The sequence below is a fragment of the Pseudomonas sp. UYEF17 genome (assembly GCF_040546125.1).
Taxonomy (GTDB): Bacteria; Pseudomonadota; Gammaproteobacteria; order Pseudomonadales; family Pseudomonadaceae; genus Aquipseudomonas; species Aquipseudomonas putida_Z.
In genome coordinates this window covers 12,520-29,053 of the sequence record NZ_JBEPNE010000007.1, presented here as the reverse complement: position 1 = coordinate 29,053, position 16,534 = coordinate 12,520, and the positions used below count along the sequence as shown (strand labels likewise).

The following is a 16,534-nucleotide window of genomic DNA, read 5'->3' as shown; positions in this document are numbered from 1 at the left end:
CTCCCCTAGCGCAGGTTGCCGCGCAAGCGGCTGACCTGCTCACGCAAGGCTTCTGGCTGCGCCGCCTCCACCGGAATGGCGGCGCCTGCCACGATGGTCACCCGCGACCACAGGCGCTTGAAAAAGCCCTTGGCCGGGTCACGGCTGAAGAAGCTGCCCCACAGCCCCTGCAAGGCCAACGGAATGACCGGCACCGGGGTTTCTTCTAGGATGCGGTTGACACCACCCTTGAACACATCGATCTCGCCATCCCCGGTCAGCTTGCCTTCAGGGAAGATGCATACCAGCTCGCCATCGGCCAGGTACTCGGCAATGCGCGCGAAAGCACGTTCGTAGATGGCCAGGTCTTCGTTGCGCCCGGCAATCGGGATGGCGCCTGCGGTGCGGAACACGAAGTTGAGTACCGGCAGGTTGTAGATCTTGTAGTACATGACGAAGCGGATCGGCCGGCGGATCGCCCCGCCCAGCAGCAGCGCATCGACGAACGACACGTGGTTGCACACCAGCAGCGCCGCGCCTTCGTCGGGGATGCGCTCGAGGTCGCGGTGCTGCACGCGGTACATCGAATGGCTGAGCAGCCAGATCAGGAAACGCATGGTGAACTCGGGCACGATCCTGAAGATATAGGCGTTGACCGCGATGTTGAGCAGCGACACCACCAGGAACAGTTGCGGGATGGTCAGTTCTGCCAGGCCCAGCAGGATGATGGTGAGCACTGCCGACACCACCATGAACAGGGCATTGAGGATGTTGTTGGCAGCGATCACCCGGGCGCGCTGGTCTTCGGCGGTGCGGGCCTGGATCAGTGCATACAGCGGTACGATGTAGAAGCCGCCGAACACCCCAAGGCCTACGATCGACAACAGGATCCACCAGGCCTGGCCCATGCCCAACAGCGCCAGCCAGTCGTGCGGTGCCGCCGCAGCCGGTACATCGCCGGAGTGCCACCACCAAAGCAGGCCGAACAGGCTCAGCCCGAACGAGCCGAACGGCACCAGGCCGATTTCCACCTTGCGCCCGCTCAGCCGCTCGCACAGCAGCGAACCCAGGGCGATCCCCACCGAGAACAGCGTCAGCACCAGTGTCACCACCGTGCCATCACCGTGCAGCCAGTCCTTGGCGTAGGCCGGGATCTGCGTGAGGTAGATGGCACCGACGAACCAGAACCACGAGTTGCCGACGATCGAGCGCGACACCGCCGGCGGCTGCCCCAGGCCCATGCGCAGGATCGCCCACGACTGCCTGAAGATGTTCCAGTCCAGCGGCATTTGCGGCGAAGCGGCAGCGGCCCGCGGGATCCAGCGGCTGGACAGGTAACCGAGCACGGCGGTGCCGACCACGCCACCAGCCACCACGGTGGCATAGCTGTCGGCCGACATCATCACCCCGGCGCCGATGGTGCCGGCGAGGATGGCCAGGAAGGTACCGGTTTCCACCAGCCCGTTGCCGCCGACCAGTTCTTCCTCGCGCAGGGCCTGCGGCAGGATCGAGTACTTCACCGGCCCGAACAGCGCCGAGTGGGTCCCCATGCCGAACAGCGCCACCAGCATCAGCGCCAGGTGGTTGGTGATGAAGCCGAGCGCGCCTACCGCCATGATCGCGATCTCGGCCAGCTTGATGGCCCGGATCAGCGCATCCTTGGCGAACTTCTCGCCAAACTGCCCGCCCAGCGCAGAGAACAGGAAGAACGGCAGGATGAACAGCAGGGCGCACAGGTTGACCCAGATCGAACGGTCACCGTCGCCCAGGCTGAGCTTGAACAGGATCGCCAGGATCAGCGACTGCTTGAACAGGTTGTCGTTGAAGGCACCCAGCGACTGGGTGATGAAAAACGGCAGGAAACGCCGCTTGCCGAGCAAGGTGAATTGCGAGGAGTGACTCATCGTCCTTGGTCCTGAGGGCTTTTCAATTGGAGGCGCGCCGGGCGCGACAAGCCACAAATCTGCATGGGAAATGCACTGACTGGCAAGCGCTCGTGGATTTCGCAGGGCTGTACCGCCCCTGTGGGAGCGGGCGTGCCCGCGAAAGGCCTGCGCAGCAGGCCTCTGTTGGCATATTCTGGCCCCCGGCAAAACAGAACAACAAGGATGTGTAATGCTCGCCGCCATCAAACGCTACCCGCACACTGTGCGCCTGCTGCTCACCACCACCTTCACCCTCACCGTCGCCCGTGCCCTTACCCTGCCCTACCTGGTGGTGTACCTGGCCGACAACTTCCACCTGCCGATCAGCCAGATAGGCCTGCTGATCGGTGGCGCGCTGATCATCGCCTCGCTGCTGAGCCTGTATGGCGGCCACCTGGTGGATACCTTGCGCAACCACACACTGGTCAGCGCCAGCACCCTGCTGTTTGCCCTGGCCTTCGTCGGCGCGGTCGCCAGCAACTCGGCGCTGCTGTTCTTTCTCTGCCTGGTAATGATCAACCTGGCCCTGGCAGTGGTCGACATCGCCGCCAAGGCGGGCTTCTGCGCTTTGTTGCCGGTGGAGGAACGGGCCGAAGTGTTCGCCATCAAGTACACCCTCAGCAACGTCGGCTACGCCGCCGGCCCGCTGCTGGGCGTGGCCATGCTGGAGCTGAACGACCATATGCCGTTCATCGCCTCTGCCCTGCTCGGCCTGGCCATGTGCCTGGCCTACTGGCGCCTGGGTGACCGCAGCCTGCAGGCCAGTGTGCCGGACAAGCCCGGGGCCGGCTTTGGCCCGGTGGCGCTGGGGCTGGCCCGTGACCGGCGGCTGGTATGCTTCACCTTGGGCGGGGTGCTGAGCGCGGTAGTGTTCGGCCAGTTCACCGCCTACCTGTCGCAGTACCTGGTGGTGACCAGCAGCCCGGCCGAGGCGGCGCGCCTGATCGGTTACCTGGTGACCACCAACGCGGTGACGGTGATTGCCCTGCAGTACATGATCGGCCGCCGCATCAGCCGCCAGCGCCTGATGCCCTGGCTGCTGGCCGGCATGGGCCTGTTCATCGCCGGGCTGCTGGGCTTTGCCCTGGCCGGTTCGGCGCTGGCGTGGTGCCTGGCGATGCTGGTGTTCACCCTGGGCGAGATCATCGTGATCCCGGCCGAGTACATGTTCATCGACCTGATCGCACCGGAGCACTTGCGTGGGGTGTATTACGGTGCGCAGAACCTGTCCAACCTCGGTGCGGCGCTGGGGCCGGTGATGGTGGGGTTTGCCCTGGTGCATCTGTGGCCGGGGGCGATCTTCTACCTGCTGGTGTTGTCGGTGATACTGGCGGGGGTGTTTTATTGGCTGGGTACCCGCAAAGGATGATGTCTGCTCTGCTGGCCTCTTCGCGGGTGAACCCGCTCCCACAGGGAAAGCGCCGCTTTCGAAGCCTGTGCAGTACCTGTGGGAGCGGGTTCACCCGCGAAAGGGCCGGCACAGGTTAAAGAGACCCCTGCGACCACCTGCCACTGCGACCATCGTCTGCGCTGACGAAGCGGCACCTGCGTGCCAGACTGATTGATCGGGACCGCGTTATCTTTTTGCTTCGGAGTCTTCATGTCGTTGTCCAGCGGGCTGATCGCCGTGGTCGCCCTGGCCTATATGGCCATCATGTTCGCCATCGCCTTCTACGGCGACCGCCGCAGCACGCCGTTGCCGCCGAAGCTGCGTGCCTGGGTGTACAGCCTGTCGCTGGCCGTGTACTGCACCAGCTGGACCTTCTTCGGCGCGGTCGGCCAGGCCGCCGAACAGCTCTGGGCATTCCTGCCGATCTACCTGGGCCCGGTGCTGCTGCTGATCTTCGCGCCCTGGGTGCTGCAGAAGATGGTGCTGATCAGCAAGCAACAGAACATCACCTCGATCGCCGACTTCATCGCCGCGCGCTACGGCAAGTCGCAGTCCCTGGCGGTGGTCGTGGCGCTGATCTGCCTGGTCGGCGTGCTGCCGTACATCGCCTTGCAGCTCAAGGGCATCGTGCTGGGGGTGAACCTGCTGATCGGCGCCAATGCCGACGCCACCGGCACCCGCGTGCAGGACACCGCGCTGGTGGTGTCGCTGGTACTGGCGCTGTTCGCCATCGTCTTCGGTACCCGCAGCCTGGACGTGACCGAACACCACCGTGGCATGGTCCTGGCGATTGCCTTCGAATCGCTGATCAAGCTGCTGGCCTTCCTCGCCGTGGGCATCTTCATCGTCTTCAACCTGTATGACGGCTTCGACGACCTGTTCAGCCAGGCCCGCCAGTCGATCCACCTGCAGGATTATTGGCAGGAAACCATCAACTGGCCGTCGATGGTGGTGCAGACCGCCGTGGCGATGATGGCGATCATCTGCCTGCCACGGCAGTTCCACGTCACCGTGGTGGAGAACATCGAACCCCAGGACATGCGCCTGGCGCGCTGGGTATTCCCGATGTACCTGGCGCTGGCCGCGCTGTTCGTGGTGCCGATCGCCCTGGCCGGGCAGATGCTGCTGCCGGGCACGGTGATCTCCGATTCGTTCGTCATCAGCCTGCCGCTGGCCGAGGCACACCCGAGCCTGGCCCTGCTGGCATTCATCGGCGGTGCCTCGGCGGCCACCGGCATGGTCATCGTCGAGGCCGTGGCGCTGTCGACCATGGTCTCCAACGACATGCTGCTGCCCTGGCTGCTGCGCCGTACCAACGCCGAGCGGCCGTTCGAGGCGTTCCGCCACTGGATGCTCTCGGTACGCCGGGTGACCATCGTGGTGATCCTGCTGCTGGCGTATGTCAGCTACCGCCTGCTGGGTTCCACCGCCAGCCTGGCGACCATCGGCCAGATCGCCTTCGCCGCCGTGACCCAGCTGACCCCGGCCATGCTCGGTGCGCTGTACTGGAAGCAGGCCAACCGCCGCGGTGTGTTCGCTGGCCTGGCCGCAGGTATTTTCCTGTGGTTCTACACCCTGGTGCTGCCGATTGCCGCGCACAGCGTGGGCTGGTCGCTGCAGCTGTTCCCAGGGTTGGCGTGGCTGCACGGCAACCCGCTGAACCTGCCGATCAGCCCGCTGACCCAGGGCGTGGTGCTGTCGCTGGCGGGCAACTTCACCCTGTTCGCCTGGGTCTCGGTGCTGTCGCGCACGCGGGTTTCCGAGCATTGGCAGGCCGGCCGCTTCATCGGCCAGCAGACCAGCGCCAGGCCCAGCAGCAAGCCGCTGCTGGCGGTGCAGATCGACGACCTGCTGACCCTGGCCTCGCGCTTTGTCGGCGAAGAACGCGCCCGGCAGAGCTTCATCCGCTTCGCCTACCGCCAGGGCAAGGGCTTCAACCCCAACCAGAACGCCGACGGCGACTGGATCGAACACACCGAACGCCTGCTGGCCGGCGTGCTCGGCACCTCGTCGACCCGCGCCGTGGTCAAGGCCGCCATCGAAGGCCGCGACATGCAGCTGGAAGACGTGGTGCGTATCGCCGACGAAGCTAGCGAGGTGCTGCAGTTCAACCGCGCCCTGCTGCAAGGGGCCATCGAGAACATCAACCAGGGCATCAGCGTGGTCGACCAGAACCTGCACCTGGTGGCCTGGAACCGCCGTTACCTGGAACTGTTCAACTACCCCGACGGGCTGATCAGCGTGGGCCGGCCGATCGCCGATATCATCCGCTACAACGCCGAGCGTGGCCTGTGCGGCCCGGGCGAGGCGCAGGTGCACGTGGCGCGGCGCCTGCACTGGATGCGCCAGGGCCGTGCGCACTCTTCCGAGCGCTTGTTCCCCAATGGCCGGGTGATCGAACTGATCGGCAACCCGATGCCGGGTGGCGGTTTCGTCATGAGCTTCACCGACATCACCCCGTTCCGCGAGGCCGAGCAGGCCCTGCGCGATGCCAACGAAGGCCTTGAACAAAGGGTGGCGGAACGCACCCAAGAGCTGTCGCAACTGAACCAGGCGTTGTCCGAAGCCAAGAGCCGTGCCGAAGCGGTGAGCCAGTCCAAGACCCGTTTCCTGGCTGCAGTCAGCCATGACCTGATGCAGCCGCTGAACGCCGCCCGGCTGTTCTCCGCCGCCTTGTCGCAGCAGGCCGAGGGCATGAACGAAGAGGCCCGGCAACTGGTGCAGCACATGGACAGCTCGCTGCGTTCGGCCGAAGAGCTGATCAGCGACCTGCTGGACATCTCGCGCCTGGAAAACGGCAAGATCACCCCGGATGCCAAGCCCTTTGCCCTCAACGAACTGTTCGACACCCTGGGCGCCGAATTCAAGGTGCTGGCCGCCGAGAAGGGCCTGGAGTTCCGCCTGCGCGGCAGCCGCCTGCGGGTGGACAGCGACATGAAGCTGCTGCGCCGGGTGCTGCAGAACTTCCTGACCAACGCCCTGCGCTACGGCAAGAGCCCGATCCTGCTGGGCGCACGGCGCCAGGGTGAACAGTTGTGGCTTGAGGTGTGGGACCGCGGCCCGGGCATCGCCGACGACAAGCTGCAGGTGATTTTCCAGGAGTTCAAGCGCCTGGACAGCCACCAGACCCGCGCCGAGAAGGGCCTGGGCCTGGGCCTGGCGATCGCCGACGGCCTGTGCCGGGTGCTGGGGCACAAACTGGAGGTGCGCTCATGGCCGGGCAAGGGCACGGTGTTCCGCGTCAGCGTACCGATTGCCCGCCAGGCCGCCCCGGCGCCCACCGCCCCGGTGGAACAGGGCGGCCAGCCACTGGCCGGGCTGCAGGTACTGTGCGTGGACAACGAAGACAGCATCCTGATCGGCATGAACAGCCTGCTCAGCCGCTGGGGTTGCCAGGTGTGGACCGCGCGCAACCGCGCCGAATGCGAAGCCCTGCTGGCCAAGGGCATGCGCCCGCACCTGGCACTGGTGGACTACCACCTGGACGACGGCGAGACCGGTACCGGGCTGATGGGCTGGCTACGCGCGCGCCTGGGCGAGCCGGTGCCGGGCGTGGTGATCAGTGCCGACGGCAGCAAGGAAACCATCGCCATGGTGCATGCCTCTGGCCTGGACTACCTGGCCAAGCCGGTCAAGCCGGCGGCCCTGCGTGCCATGCTCAATCGCCATCTGAGCCTGGTTCAGTAAGCGCTTCGTCCGGCAACGCCTCGTCGGACAGCGCCCGCTCCAGCAGGTCGGCAGGCAAGCTCTTGCTGGCGCGGGCGCCCAGCAGCTTCAGCTGTTCGCTGCGGCTGACCAGGTTGCCGCGCCCTTCACACAGCTTGTTGCGCGCGGCGGCATAGGCCTTGTCCACCTGCTGCAGGCGGCTGCCCAACTCGTCCAGGTCCTGGATGAACAGCACGAACTTGTCGTACAGCCAGCCGGCGCGCTCGGCGATCTCGCGGGCGTTCTGGCCCTGGCGTTCCTGCTTCCACAGGCTGTCGATCACCCGCAAGGTGGCCAGCAAGGTGGTCGGGCTGACGATCACGATCTGCCGGTCGAAGGCTTCCTGAAACAGGTTCGGCTCCGCCTGCAGGGCTGCCGAGAAGGCGGCCTCGATCGGCACGAACAGCAGCACGAAGTCCAGGCTGTGCAGGCCTTCGAGGCGGTTGTAGTCCTTGCTCGACAGGCCTTTGACGTGGCTGCGCAGCGACTGCACATGCTGCTTGAGCGCGGCCTCGTCGTTGCCAGCGACGAACTGCTGGTAGGCAGTGAGGCTGACCTTGGCATCCACCACTACCTGCTTGTCGCCGGGCAGCATGATCAGCACATCAGGCTGGAAGCGCTCGCCGTCGGCGCTCTTGAGGCTGACCTGGGTCTGGTATTCGCGGCCCTTTTCCAGGCCGGCATGCTCCAGTACCCGTTCGAGGATCAGCTCACCCCAGTTGCCCTGGGTTTTCTGGCCCTTCAGCGCCTGGGTCAGGTTGGTGGCTTCGTCGGACAGGCGCAGGTTCAGTTGCTGCAGGCGCTCCAGCTCCTTGCCCAGCGAGAAGCGCTCGCGGGCTTCCTGCTGATAGCTCTCCTCCACGCGTTTTTCGAAAGCCTGGATGCGTTCCTTGAGCGGGTCGAGCAACTGGCCGAGATGCTGCTGGCTGGTCTGGGCGAAGCGCTGCTCGCGCTCGTCGAAGATCTTGGTAGCCATGTCGGCGAACTGGGCGCGCAAGGTGTCGCGGGCTTCCTGCAGGTCCTCCAGGCGCTGCTGGTGGCTTTCCTGCTGCTCGCGCAGTTCGGCGTCCAGGCGTGCGGTCTGGGCCTCCAGGCGGCGCAGTTCGGCTTCGCGGTTGGCACGCTCGAGGTTCCAGGCGTGGGCGGCGTCACGGGCGTTGTCGCGGTCGATCTGCAGCAGTTCCAGCTCACGGCCCTGGGCGGCCAGCTGGGTCTGCTTGACGGTGTTGGCTTCGCTGAGGTCGCTGACCTCGTCGCGGCTGGCATCCAGTTGCGCCTGCAGGCCGGCCAGGGCCAGCTGGGCAGCATTGAGGCGCTCTTCGAGCAAGGCCTGCTCGCCTTGCCGCGCACCCTGGCGGCGCTGCACCTGCATGACCCAACCCAGGCAAGGTAATGCACCTGCCACCAAGCCCAGCAGAATGCTGGCCAGATCCACTGTCATGCTTACCCCGAATGATCCTGGACGAATGCATCGCAGCTTATCAGCCTGAGCGGTGTGTTGCCTGTTCCGGCCTCTTCGCGGGTAAACCCGCTCCCACAGGGATTGCACAGTATCCGAGGTATAGCTATTCCTGTGGGAGCGGGTTTACCCGCGAAGAGGCCAGTGCTGACAACACACCTCAGGCATGGAACCACTGCCTCAAAAGCCGCCGCGCTTCCTGCGACCCCTGCCCCGCCGCCAGCTCCAGCCAGTACCGCGCCTGCTCCGGCTCGCTGTGCTGGCACAGCCGCGCATACTCCAGCTGCGCCCGCCGATCACCGGCGCGGGCTGCCTGGCGCAGCAGTTCATGGCCAATACGACGGTCACGGGCATTGCCGCAATCGCGGCACAACATCTGCCCCAGGCGGCTTTGCGCCACGACCACGCCCTGGCGTGCCGGCTGTTTCAACAGGCGCCCGGCCAGGTGCTTGACCTGCGGCTTGTCACCCAGGCGCGGGTTGTCGAGCAGCCACAAGGCCACTTTGAGAGAAAAACGTTTGGGGGGAGGCGCAGGCGTCGATGCAACGGGGCTGGCGAGGGGTTTACCGCGAAACTTCATGAGCAACAGGTTTGGCAACTCGAAAGGCGCGCCACTCTACCCTTTTTCTTGCGCCTTGACCTTTCGATTTCCGGAGGATTGAAAAAAATTTTCAATGATCTTTTCTTGACGTTTTCAAGTGGATGACCAACAGGTCTCCCGGAGCATGTCGATTGTCGGACAGTTCAATGTATTGCTGGCACGCCCGTCCTAGAGCAAGCGCTAGGGACAATCCACAGTTCCTGTGGATAACTCGGTGGACAACCCCCTCCCATCCCCCGCAAACCCCCATGAATTGGGGCTTTCGCTCAAACTGACGATTTTTTCACCAGCTAAAAATAGTGTTTTTTTTCATTGACTTAACCGCCCAGTCAAGGCATTGGCGAGGCTGTCGTGGCGTGTTGCCAGGCAGTTGCAAGCGCTGCTCCGAATGTGAACAAGTGCACCATAAACCTTCATTTGAGTGCACGAAATCGGTACATCAGGCCGGATGCGGGCCTTTTGCCCCCTCTTCCCAGCAGGGCAAATACGCGCCATACTGCTCGGCTCACCTGAACAAACATGAAATGCTTGCCAAGCGCCTGTATTTCCGCTAAGGTGCGCCTCGTTAGTACCAAGCTGAAAGTCAATTCTGGCCTCAAGCGTCCTTGCAGACCCGCCCCTCCCAAGGGTGGCGCTGCTGAAACCAGGACCGGCCCATTCGATGATTCACTCGCCAGCCACGCGCTGCTCAAGCACGAATCACGTGACAGATTGATCAGGATCTCACACCGACGGCCTAGAACCTTGGCCCCGGCGTGCTGCCTGCCTTCTGAAGTACCTACCAGTCAGCCCATGCGCCCACCTTTGATTGCGCTCCCTCTGGCTGCCCTGTTCCAGTCAGGTTCGTTCGTCCCTTAATAAAGGCGTCACTGGAACGTTTCTATCATGCACGGATCATAACCCCGTGTTTAAAGCAGGAACCTCCAAGAATATGCAAACTCATCATCAGATTCAGGCTGCCATTGGCACCCTCTCCCAGGCCTTCTCGCCGTTGAAGTGCCTCATCGTTGCCCCTCGCAAGGGCAGCTTCAGCTTCACCCTGGTAGACGAACACGGCGTCGCCTGCCACACCGAGCGCCTGTACCCCGAACAGTACAGCCGCAGTGAACCGCTGCAGGCGGTCATCGCCCGAACCCGCCAGTCGCTCACCGCGTGAGCGGCGAATACTGCGGTATTCAAGCGCTGAATCATCCCATCGCAAGCCTGCCTGAACGTTCGTGGCGTAATTGCCTTAAGGCATATAGCCCGGTACGTCAGGCAGCAATCGATTTAAAAACAGCCCTTTACACCACGATTATCACACTACACTTCAACTCGAGCGGTGCTTGCCGCTTCCGGCGGGCCTGATCACTCACCAGCTGCCAAGCTCCAGCGCCCGTCCGGCCCTTAACTGCTCGAGGGCATCATGGGTATCGCGGCGAATGAATTGTGTCAGTATGTGATCCGACCCACCCTGGTCTACCTGAACCGTCACTGCGCCAGCGCCGAAGCCTTGTTGCTGGGCATCGCCGCCAGCCAGTCGGCCCTGGGATCGGCCTTGCACGACCGTCGTGGGCATGGCCTGTACCGTATCGGCGAACACCGTCACCAGGCGATCTGGGACGACTACCTTGCCCGTGACCCCGACCTGGCCAGCCTGGTCCGCGGCCTGGCCAGCCAGCACGCCTTCCTCGGTGGCCCGCACCTGGAACTCACCGTCAACCTGCGCTATTCCACCGCCATTGCCTGGATGCTCGTCGAAGAGCAGGCCACGCCACTGCCTGCCGCCGATGACCTTCTCGCGCTGGCGCGGATCTGGCGACAGATTTTCAACCCACAAGGTCGCCTGCGCGACTTCACCCATGCCTGGCATACCTGCATAGATCAGAGATTGCCGCAGGCATCTTAAGACGCGTCCTACAACGCACCCGGAAAAAAGGGAATTTTGGTCGGATTGTCCTACAAAACCGCTCTATCTCCTGCGATTGAGGCTATAGCGCGGCGCGTGATTTGTTGGTAGCTTTTCGCCCCGGAGATCCCAAGGAGTTTTCTAATAATGAAAAAAGTAATGCTCAAAACCTCCCTCGGCATTGCCGTTGCTCTTGCTTCCAGCCAACTGCTTGCCGCAGGTTTCGCACTGAACGAGCAAAGCATCAGCGGCATGGGAACCGGTTTTGCGGGACGTTCGTCTTCTGCCGAAGATGCCAGCACCGTATTTGGCAACCCTGCTGGCATGTCGCGCCTCAAGCGCGAACAAGTAACCGTGGGCGGCGCAGCCGTCATCGCCAAGTCCGACATCTCGGGCCCGGGCAGCAACTTCGGGGGGGAAACCGATGGTGACATGGTGCCGGTCGTTGGTGTGCCCATGGGTTACTACGTCAAACCAATCGACGACCACTGGAGCGTAGGCTTCGGTGTCTACGTACCGTTTGGCCTGGTGACCGACTACGGCGACGGTGACGCCGCACGTTACTGGGGCAAGAAAAGCCATGTCGAGGTAATCACCTTCCAGCCAACCGTCAGCTATGCCTTCAACGACAAGGTCTCGATCGGTTTTGGCCCGACCTTCAACCGCATCAAGGGTGAACTGGGCTCGAATTTGCCTACCCCGGCGTTCCTGGGCGGTCAAGACGGAGAGGTAAAGATCAAGGGTGATGATACCGCCGTGGGTTACAACATCGGCATCCTGGTCCAGGCCACCGACCGCACCCGTCTTGGCCTGACCTACCACTCGATGGTCGACTACAAGCTGGAAGGCAAAACTCGCGTCAGCACCCCGCTGATCGGGCCGTTCAACGGCGACAAGTTCGATGCGACACTGAAGATCAAGACACCGGAATCGGTCGATTTTTCTGTTACCCACGAACTCGATGACCAGTGGACCCTGTACGCAGGTAGCACTTGGACTCGCTGGAGCCGCCTGAAAGACATCACCGTGCAAAACGATGTCCCAGCGCAACTTGTAGGTTCGCCGTTCGAGACCATCAAGGAAGACCAGAACTGGCACGACACCTGGGCTCATGCCATTGGCGCGTCATACAAAATCAACAAGGAGTGGGTACTGCGCACCGGCTTTACCGTCGACCAGTCGCCTACCAACAACCACGACCGCTCGCCGCGCATTCCGACTGGTGATCGTAAGGTATTCAGCCTGGGTGCTGGCTGGAGCCCGAACGACGACATGACCATCGACGTTGCCTATTCCTACCTGTGGGAAGAAGACGTCAAGGTCAATCAGGTCAGTGCCACCAAAGGCAGCTACCAAGCCAAGTACGAGAACAGCGCTCACGGTATCGGTGCATCCCTTACCTACCGCTTCTGATCAGTACGCGTTACATGAAAAACCGCCCTCGTGGCGGTTTTTTCAGGCCTGCACCTGCCAGCTGTCACCCAGGCATTCGCGCAGGTAGTCCATGAACACACGCACTTTTGCGGTCATGGCAAAGCGGTCGGCCAGGCACAGGTAGATATCCATCGGTTCGGTCTGGGCATAGGCCTGGCCGCTATCGCTGTATTCGAACAACGGCACCAGCGCCCCGGTGGCCAAATGCGGCCTTACGATGAACTCGGCCAGGCGGGTGATGCCGCCATCGTGCAGTGCCATCTGGGTCAGGGCGTCTATGTCGTCGCTGATCAATACCCTGCCGAACTCTGCCTCGAACCGCAGCCCGTCGCGCATGAACCCCCAACGCAGGAAGCGCCCATCCACCGGGTAGCGGAACACCAGGCAGCGGTGGTCACGCAAGGCCTCGGGCGTGGCCGGCACGCCGGCGCTTTGCAGGTAACCGGGCGAGGCACAGCATATGAACGGTATACGGGCGATATGCCGGGCCAGCAACTGGTCTTCGAGTTGCGGGGCAATGCGCAGGCTCACGTCCACATCTTCCCGCGCGTGGTTGACCCGGCGATCAGTCGTTACCAACTCTATCGAAAGCAGTGGGTAGCGGGCACTGAACGCGGGTATCAATGGCGCCAGCACGTGGCGACCGAAGGCGGACGTCGAGGCAATGCATAGCCGCCCTTGGGGCTCACTGTCGGGGGTGGTGACGGCCTGTTCGGCCAAGGCCAGGTCGCGCTCGATGTGCCTGACGCGCTCGTAATACTGGGTGCCGGCGGGTGTCAGCGCCATACTGCGGGTGGTGCGGCTGAGCAGGCGAACCTGCAAGTGGCCTTCCAGGCGTGCCAGGTTCTGGCTGACCGCGGCCGGGCTCAGGCCCAGGTTGCGGGCACCGGCGGCGATGCTGCCGGCTTCGACCACCTTGATGAAGCTGCGAATGGCGTTGAGCAGGTCCATGCTGAGCCCTTGGATTCGTAAGAAACTCTTTATAAAGAACTCAATGCGGCTGGTCTACAGCTGCTGCCGGATGCGTTGCTAACCTGCGCCTCTACTTACTTTTCAGGAGTTCGCATGAGCAACCTGTCCCAGGCACGCAGCCGACGCAAATTGCACCCGGGCGCCACGCCCTACGTTTTTGCCTTCTTCATGTCGTCGATCATGGCGCTATTGATGTGTTTCGTGATCACGGCAGCGAATGGGGGGATTAACCCTGAATACCTTGGCAACGTGCTGAGGGCTTACCAGTTGGCGATGCCGGTGGCGTTCGTTTGTGTATTGATGGTCAGGCCGGTGGTTGTGCGGTTGGTGGCGATTACGGTGCATGCAAAGTGAAGTAACCTGAACCCCAGACAAGTCCCCTGCTCTTGATCTTGATCTTGATCTTGATCTTGATCTTGATCTTGATCTTGATCTTGATCTTGATCTTGATCTTGATCTTGATCTTGATCTTGATCTTGATCTTGATCTTGATCTTGATCTTGATCTTGATCTTGATCTTCGCGACTTCAGGAGGCCGAGCAGAGGGCTTGCGGAGGGAGGTGACGGGCATGGATGCCCGTCAAGCGCTGAGGCCCCATGGATGGGGCCTGCAGCGCGTACTCCCGGGAGCAAGACCGGCGCGAGGGAACCCCGGAGCGCAGCGCAGGGGCCGGATGATGGGAGCGCAGCGTTTTTTGGTTACTTTTTGCCGCGTTTGGCAAAAAGTGACTCGCCGTAAGGGCGAAAAGGTGAGTATGCGTCGCCATCGTAAATGGACTATGCGCGAGATCAAGACCAGTAATTTTCCGCTCTTCGCTCTTCGCTCTTCGCTCTTCGCTCTCAAGCGTGGGCATCAACAACAAGGTCAACATTCATTTTCGAAGGTGGCGCTTAATCACCTTTCCGCCCTTACGGCGGGTCACTTTTTGTCAAACGCGACAAAAAGTAACCAAAAAACGCTGGCTCCTATCATCCGGCCCCTACGCTGCGCTCCGGGGTCCCCTCGCTACGGGCCTGCTCCCGGGAGTACGCGCTGCAGGCCCCATCCATGGGGCCTCAGCGCTTGACGGGCATCCATGCCCGTCACCTCCCTCCGCAGTCCCTTCGCTCGGCCTCCTGAAGTCGCAATCGGCGGCGCCTGAACTATCGCGCGCTTAGAAGCAAAAGCCGAAGCAAGAGCAGGAGCAAGAGCAAGAGCAAGAGCAAGAGCAAGAGCAAGAGCAAGAGCAAGAGCAGCCAGGTTATGGCTGGGAGGCAATGGCCTTTTCGATGGCTGCCCGGAACGCTGGATCATCCGGCTTGGTCAGGCTGGAGAAGTTACCTATCACCTTGCCTTTACGGTCCACCACGTACTTGTAGAAATTCCACTTCGGCGCACTGCTCTGGCTGGCCAGCTCCGCGAACAGCGGTATCGCATCCGCGCCCCGAACCGCCTGTGTCTTGGTCATGGTAAAGGTGACGCCATAGTTGGCATAACAAACCTTGGCAGTCTTCTCGCTGTCGGCGTCCTCCTGCTTGAAGTCATTGGAAGGCACACCAAGCATTTCCAGGCCTTGATCGTGGTATTCCTTGTATGTCGCCTCAAGCCCCTCGAACTGCGGCGCAAAACCGCAGTAACTGGCCGTGTTGACCACCACCAGCGGCTTGCCGGCAAAGCGCTGGCACAGGTCCACCTGCCCCTTGCCCCGCAACTCTGGCAGGCTACCCTGCAACAACGCCGGGCAATCGGCAGCCCAGCTCGATGCGCCGGCAAGCAGGGCCAGCACCGGCACCGTCAACCAATGTGCACGCATGACTCGTTTCTCCCGCAAGACAATCCCTGAACTTGCAGGGTAGCGCCTAACAAACACTCATGCCCAGCTGCATCAGCGCCATCCCGCCCTTGTGCCAGCCCCACCACACCAGCGCCAGCAGCAACAGGGCGGCGACGGCCAGTAGCCCTCGAGCCAGGTAGCGGTTCATGCGGCCTGGGCCTGCAGGCGGGCGACCGGACGTTCGCGCACGGGCCAGTTGAGGGCGGCAGCCAGCAGGCTGAGCAGGATGGAAATCTGCCAGACCAGGTCGTAGCTGCCGGTGCGGTCATACACTACCCCGCCCAACCAGCCGCCCAGGAAGGCGCCCAGCTGGTGGAACAGGAAGACGATACCGCCAAGCATGGACAGGTTGCGCACGCCGAACACGGTGGCCACCGTGCCGTTGGTCAGTGGCACCGTGGACAACCACAGCAGGCCCATGGCGATGCCGAACAGGTAAGCGCTGACTTCAGTCACCGGCGCCCAGAGGAACAGCACGATCACTACCGCACGCAGCAGGTACAGCCCGGTCAGCAGGCGCGGCTTGGACATGCGCCCGCCCAGCCAGCCAGCGGTGAAGGTACCGACGATATTGAACAGGCCTACCAGCGCCAGCACCGTTGTGCCGGTGGTCGCGGCCAGGTGCTGGTCGACGAGGTAGGCCGGCAGGTGCACGCCAATGAACACCACCTGGAAACCACAAACGAAAAAACCCAACGCCAGCAACCAGAAGCCGGAATGCGAGCACGCCTCGCGCAAGGCCTGGCCCAGGGTCTGTTCGGTACCATGAGTGGGCAGCGGCCGGTCGCGCAGCAGGCCGACGAAGGGCACGATCAGCGCCACCATCAGGCCCAGTACCAGCAACGCTGCGGACCAGCCCAGCCACTGGATCAGGCCGAGGGTGCCCGGCAACATGGCGAACTGGCCGAAAGAACCGGCAGCGCTGGCAATGCCCATGGCCATGCTGCGCTTCTCCGCCGGCACGGCACGCCCAACCACGCCGAGGATGACCGAGAACGAGGTGCCGGACAGGCCGATGCCGATCAGCAAGCCGGCACTCAGCGACAACGACCAGGCCGAGTCGGCCATGCCCATCAGCACCAACCCGGCAGCGTAGAGAATACCGCCAATGATCACCACCCGCGCCGCGCCCATGCGGTCGGCCAGGGCACCGGCGAACGGTTGCGCCAGCCCCCAGATCAGGTTCTGCAAGGCAATGGCGAAGGCGAACACCTCACGCCCCCAGCCGAAGTCCGCGCTCATAGGCGCCAGGAACAGGCCGAAGCCGTGCCGCACACCCAGGGACAGCGCCAGGATCAGCGCTGCCCCCACCAATACCCACCCGCTGGTTCGCCACACCGAAGTCATTGTCGTTATCTCCAGCACAT

General features: G+C 62.9%; 14 protein-coding genes. 6 read left to right on the top strand and 8 right to left on the bottom strand.

Annotated features, from left to right (window positions below; genetic code table 11):
• Positions 1–5: 5 nt before the first annotated feature.
• Positions 6–1,883 carry an MFS transporter gene (locus ABIB24_RS13200; RefSeq protein ID WP_354316579.1) on the bottom strand — a complete coding sequence of 626 codons (1,878 nt, stop codon included), beginning with the start codon at positions 1,881–1,883 and terminating at the stop codon, positions 6–8.
• A gap of 211 nt (positions 1,884–2,094) precedes the next feature.
• On the opposite strand from ABIB24_RS13200, the gene ABIB24_RS13195 reads away from it, so the two are divergent.
• On the top strand, positions 2,095–3,273 hold the full coding sequence (locus ABIB24_RS13195; protein WP_354316578.1) for an MFS transporter: 1,179 nt from the start codon (positions 2,095–2,097) through the stop codon (positions 3,271–3,273).
• Positions 3,274–3,504: 231 nt separating this feature from the next.
• Positions 3,505–6,981, top strand: coding sequence for a hybrid sensor histidine kinase/response regulator (locus ABIB24_RS13190; protein ID WP_025338044.1), 3,477 nt, complete (start codon positions 3,505–3,507; stop codon positions 6,979–6,981).
• Here the strand turns inward: ABIB24_RS13190 and ABIB24_RS13185 are convergent.
• On the bottom strand, positions 6,953–8,326 hold the full coding sequence (locus tag ABIB24_RS13185; RefSeq protein ID WP_162276782.1) for a DNA recombination protein RmuC: 1,374 nt from the start codon (positions 8,324–8,326) through the stop codon (positions 6,953–6,955). The genes ABIB24_RS13190 and ABIB24_RS13185 overlap by 29 nt on opposite strands.
• A 292-nt stretch (positions 8,327–8,618) precedes the next feature.
• Positions 8,619–9,038 (bottom strand): tetratricopeptide repeat protein, encoded by a 420-nt coding sequence (locus ABIB24_RS13180; RefSeq protein WP_354316577.1) that lies wholly within the window; start codon positions 9,036–9,038, stop codon positions 8,619–8,621.
• 952 nt (positions 9,039–9,990) lie between these two features.
• Between ABIB24_RS13180 and ABIB24_RS13175 the strand changes: the two genes are divergently transcribed.
• From ABIB24_RS13175 to ABIB24_RS13165, 3 genes are all read left to right on the top strand, one after another.
• Entirely contained in the window at positions 9,991–10,215 is a 225-nt protein-coding gene (locus ABIB24_RS13175) for a hypothetical protein (protein WP_003257337.1), read from the top strand.
• Positions 10,216–10,464: 249 nt separating this feature from the next.
• The gene (locus ABIB24_RS13170) at positions 10,465–10,947 is read left to right on the top strand and encodes a hypothetical protein (RefSeq protein WP_025338041.1); all 483 of its coding nucleotides are present in this window, start codon (positions 10,465–10,467) and stop codon (positions 10,945–10,947) included.
• 147 nt (positions 10,948–11,094) lie between these two features.
• A complete protein-coding gene (locus tag ABIB24_RS13165; RefSeq protein ID WP_354316575.1) occupies positions 11,095–12,360 on the top strand; it encodes an OmpP1/FadL family transporter in 1,266 nt (421 codons plus the stop codon).
• A 42-nt stretch (positions 12,361–12,402) separates the two neighbouring features.
• Here the strand turns inward: ABIB24_RS13165 and ABIB24_RS13160 are convergent, their stop codons facing one another.
• Positions 12,403–13,332, bottom strand: a complete 930-nt coding sequence (locus ABIB24_RS13160) for a LysR family transcriptional regulator (RefSeq protein WP_354316574.1) — start codon at positions 13,330–13,332, stop codon at positions 12,403–12,405.
• Positions 13,333–13,446: 114 nt separating this feature from the next.
• On the opposite strand from ABIB24_RS13160, the gene ABIB24_RS13155 reads away from it, so the two are divergent.
• The gene (locus ABIB24_RS13155) at positions 13,447–13,707 is read left to right on the top strand and encodes a DUF2798 domain-containing protein (protein ID WP_354316573.1); all 261 of its coding nucleotides are present in this window, start codon (positions 13,447–13,449) and stop codon (positions 13,705–13,707) included.
• On the opposite strand, the gene ABIB24_RS13150 is transcribed toward ABIB24_RS13155, so the two are convergent.
• The 4 genes from ABIB24_RS13150 to ABIB24_RS13135 form a co-directional block, all read right to left on the bottom strand.
• The gene (locus ABIB24_RS13150) at positions 13,688–13,924 is read right to left on the bottom strand and encodes a hypothetical protein (protein ID WP_354316572.1); all 237 of its coding nucleotides are present in this window, start codon (positions 13,922–13,924) and stop codon (positions 13,688–13,690) included. The genes ABIB24_RS13155 and ABIB24_RS13150 overlap by 20 nt on opposite strands.
• 670 nt (positions 13,925–14,594) lie before the next feature.
• A complete protein-coding gene (locus tag ABIB24_RS13145; RefSeq protein WP_274079965.1) occupies positions 14,595–15,146 on the bottom strand; it encodes a glutathione peroxidase in 552 nt (183 codons plus the stop codon).
• A 46-nt stretch (positions 15,147–15,192) separates the two neighbouring features.
• A complete protein-coding gene (locus ABIB24_RS13140; protein ID WP_075044023.1) occupies positions 15,193–15,315 on the bottom strand; it encodes a hypothetical protein in 123 nt (40 codons plus the stop codon).
• On the bottom strand, positions 15,312–16,514 hold the full coding sequence (locus ABIB24_RS13135; protein WP_084785067.1) for an MFS transporter: 1,203 nt from the start codon (positions 16,512–16,514) through the stop codon (positions 15,312–15,314). The genes ABIB24_RS13140 and ABIB24_RS13135 overlap by 4 nt, the downstream gene beginning before the upstream one ends.
• Positions 16,515–16,534: the final 20 nt, after the last annotated feature.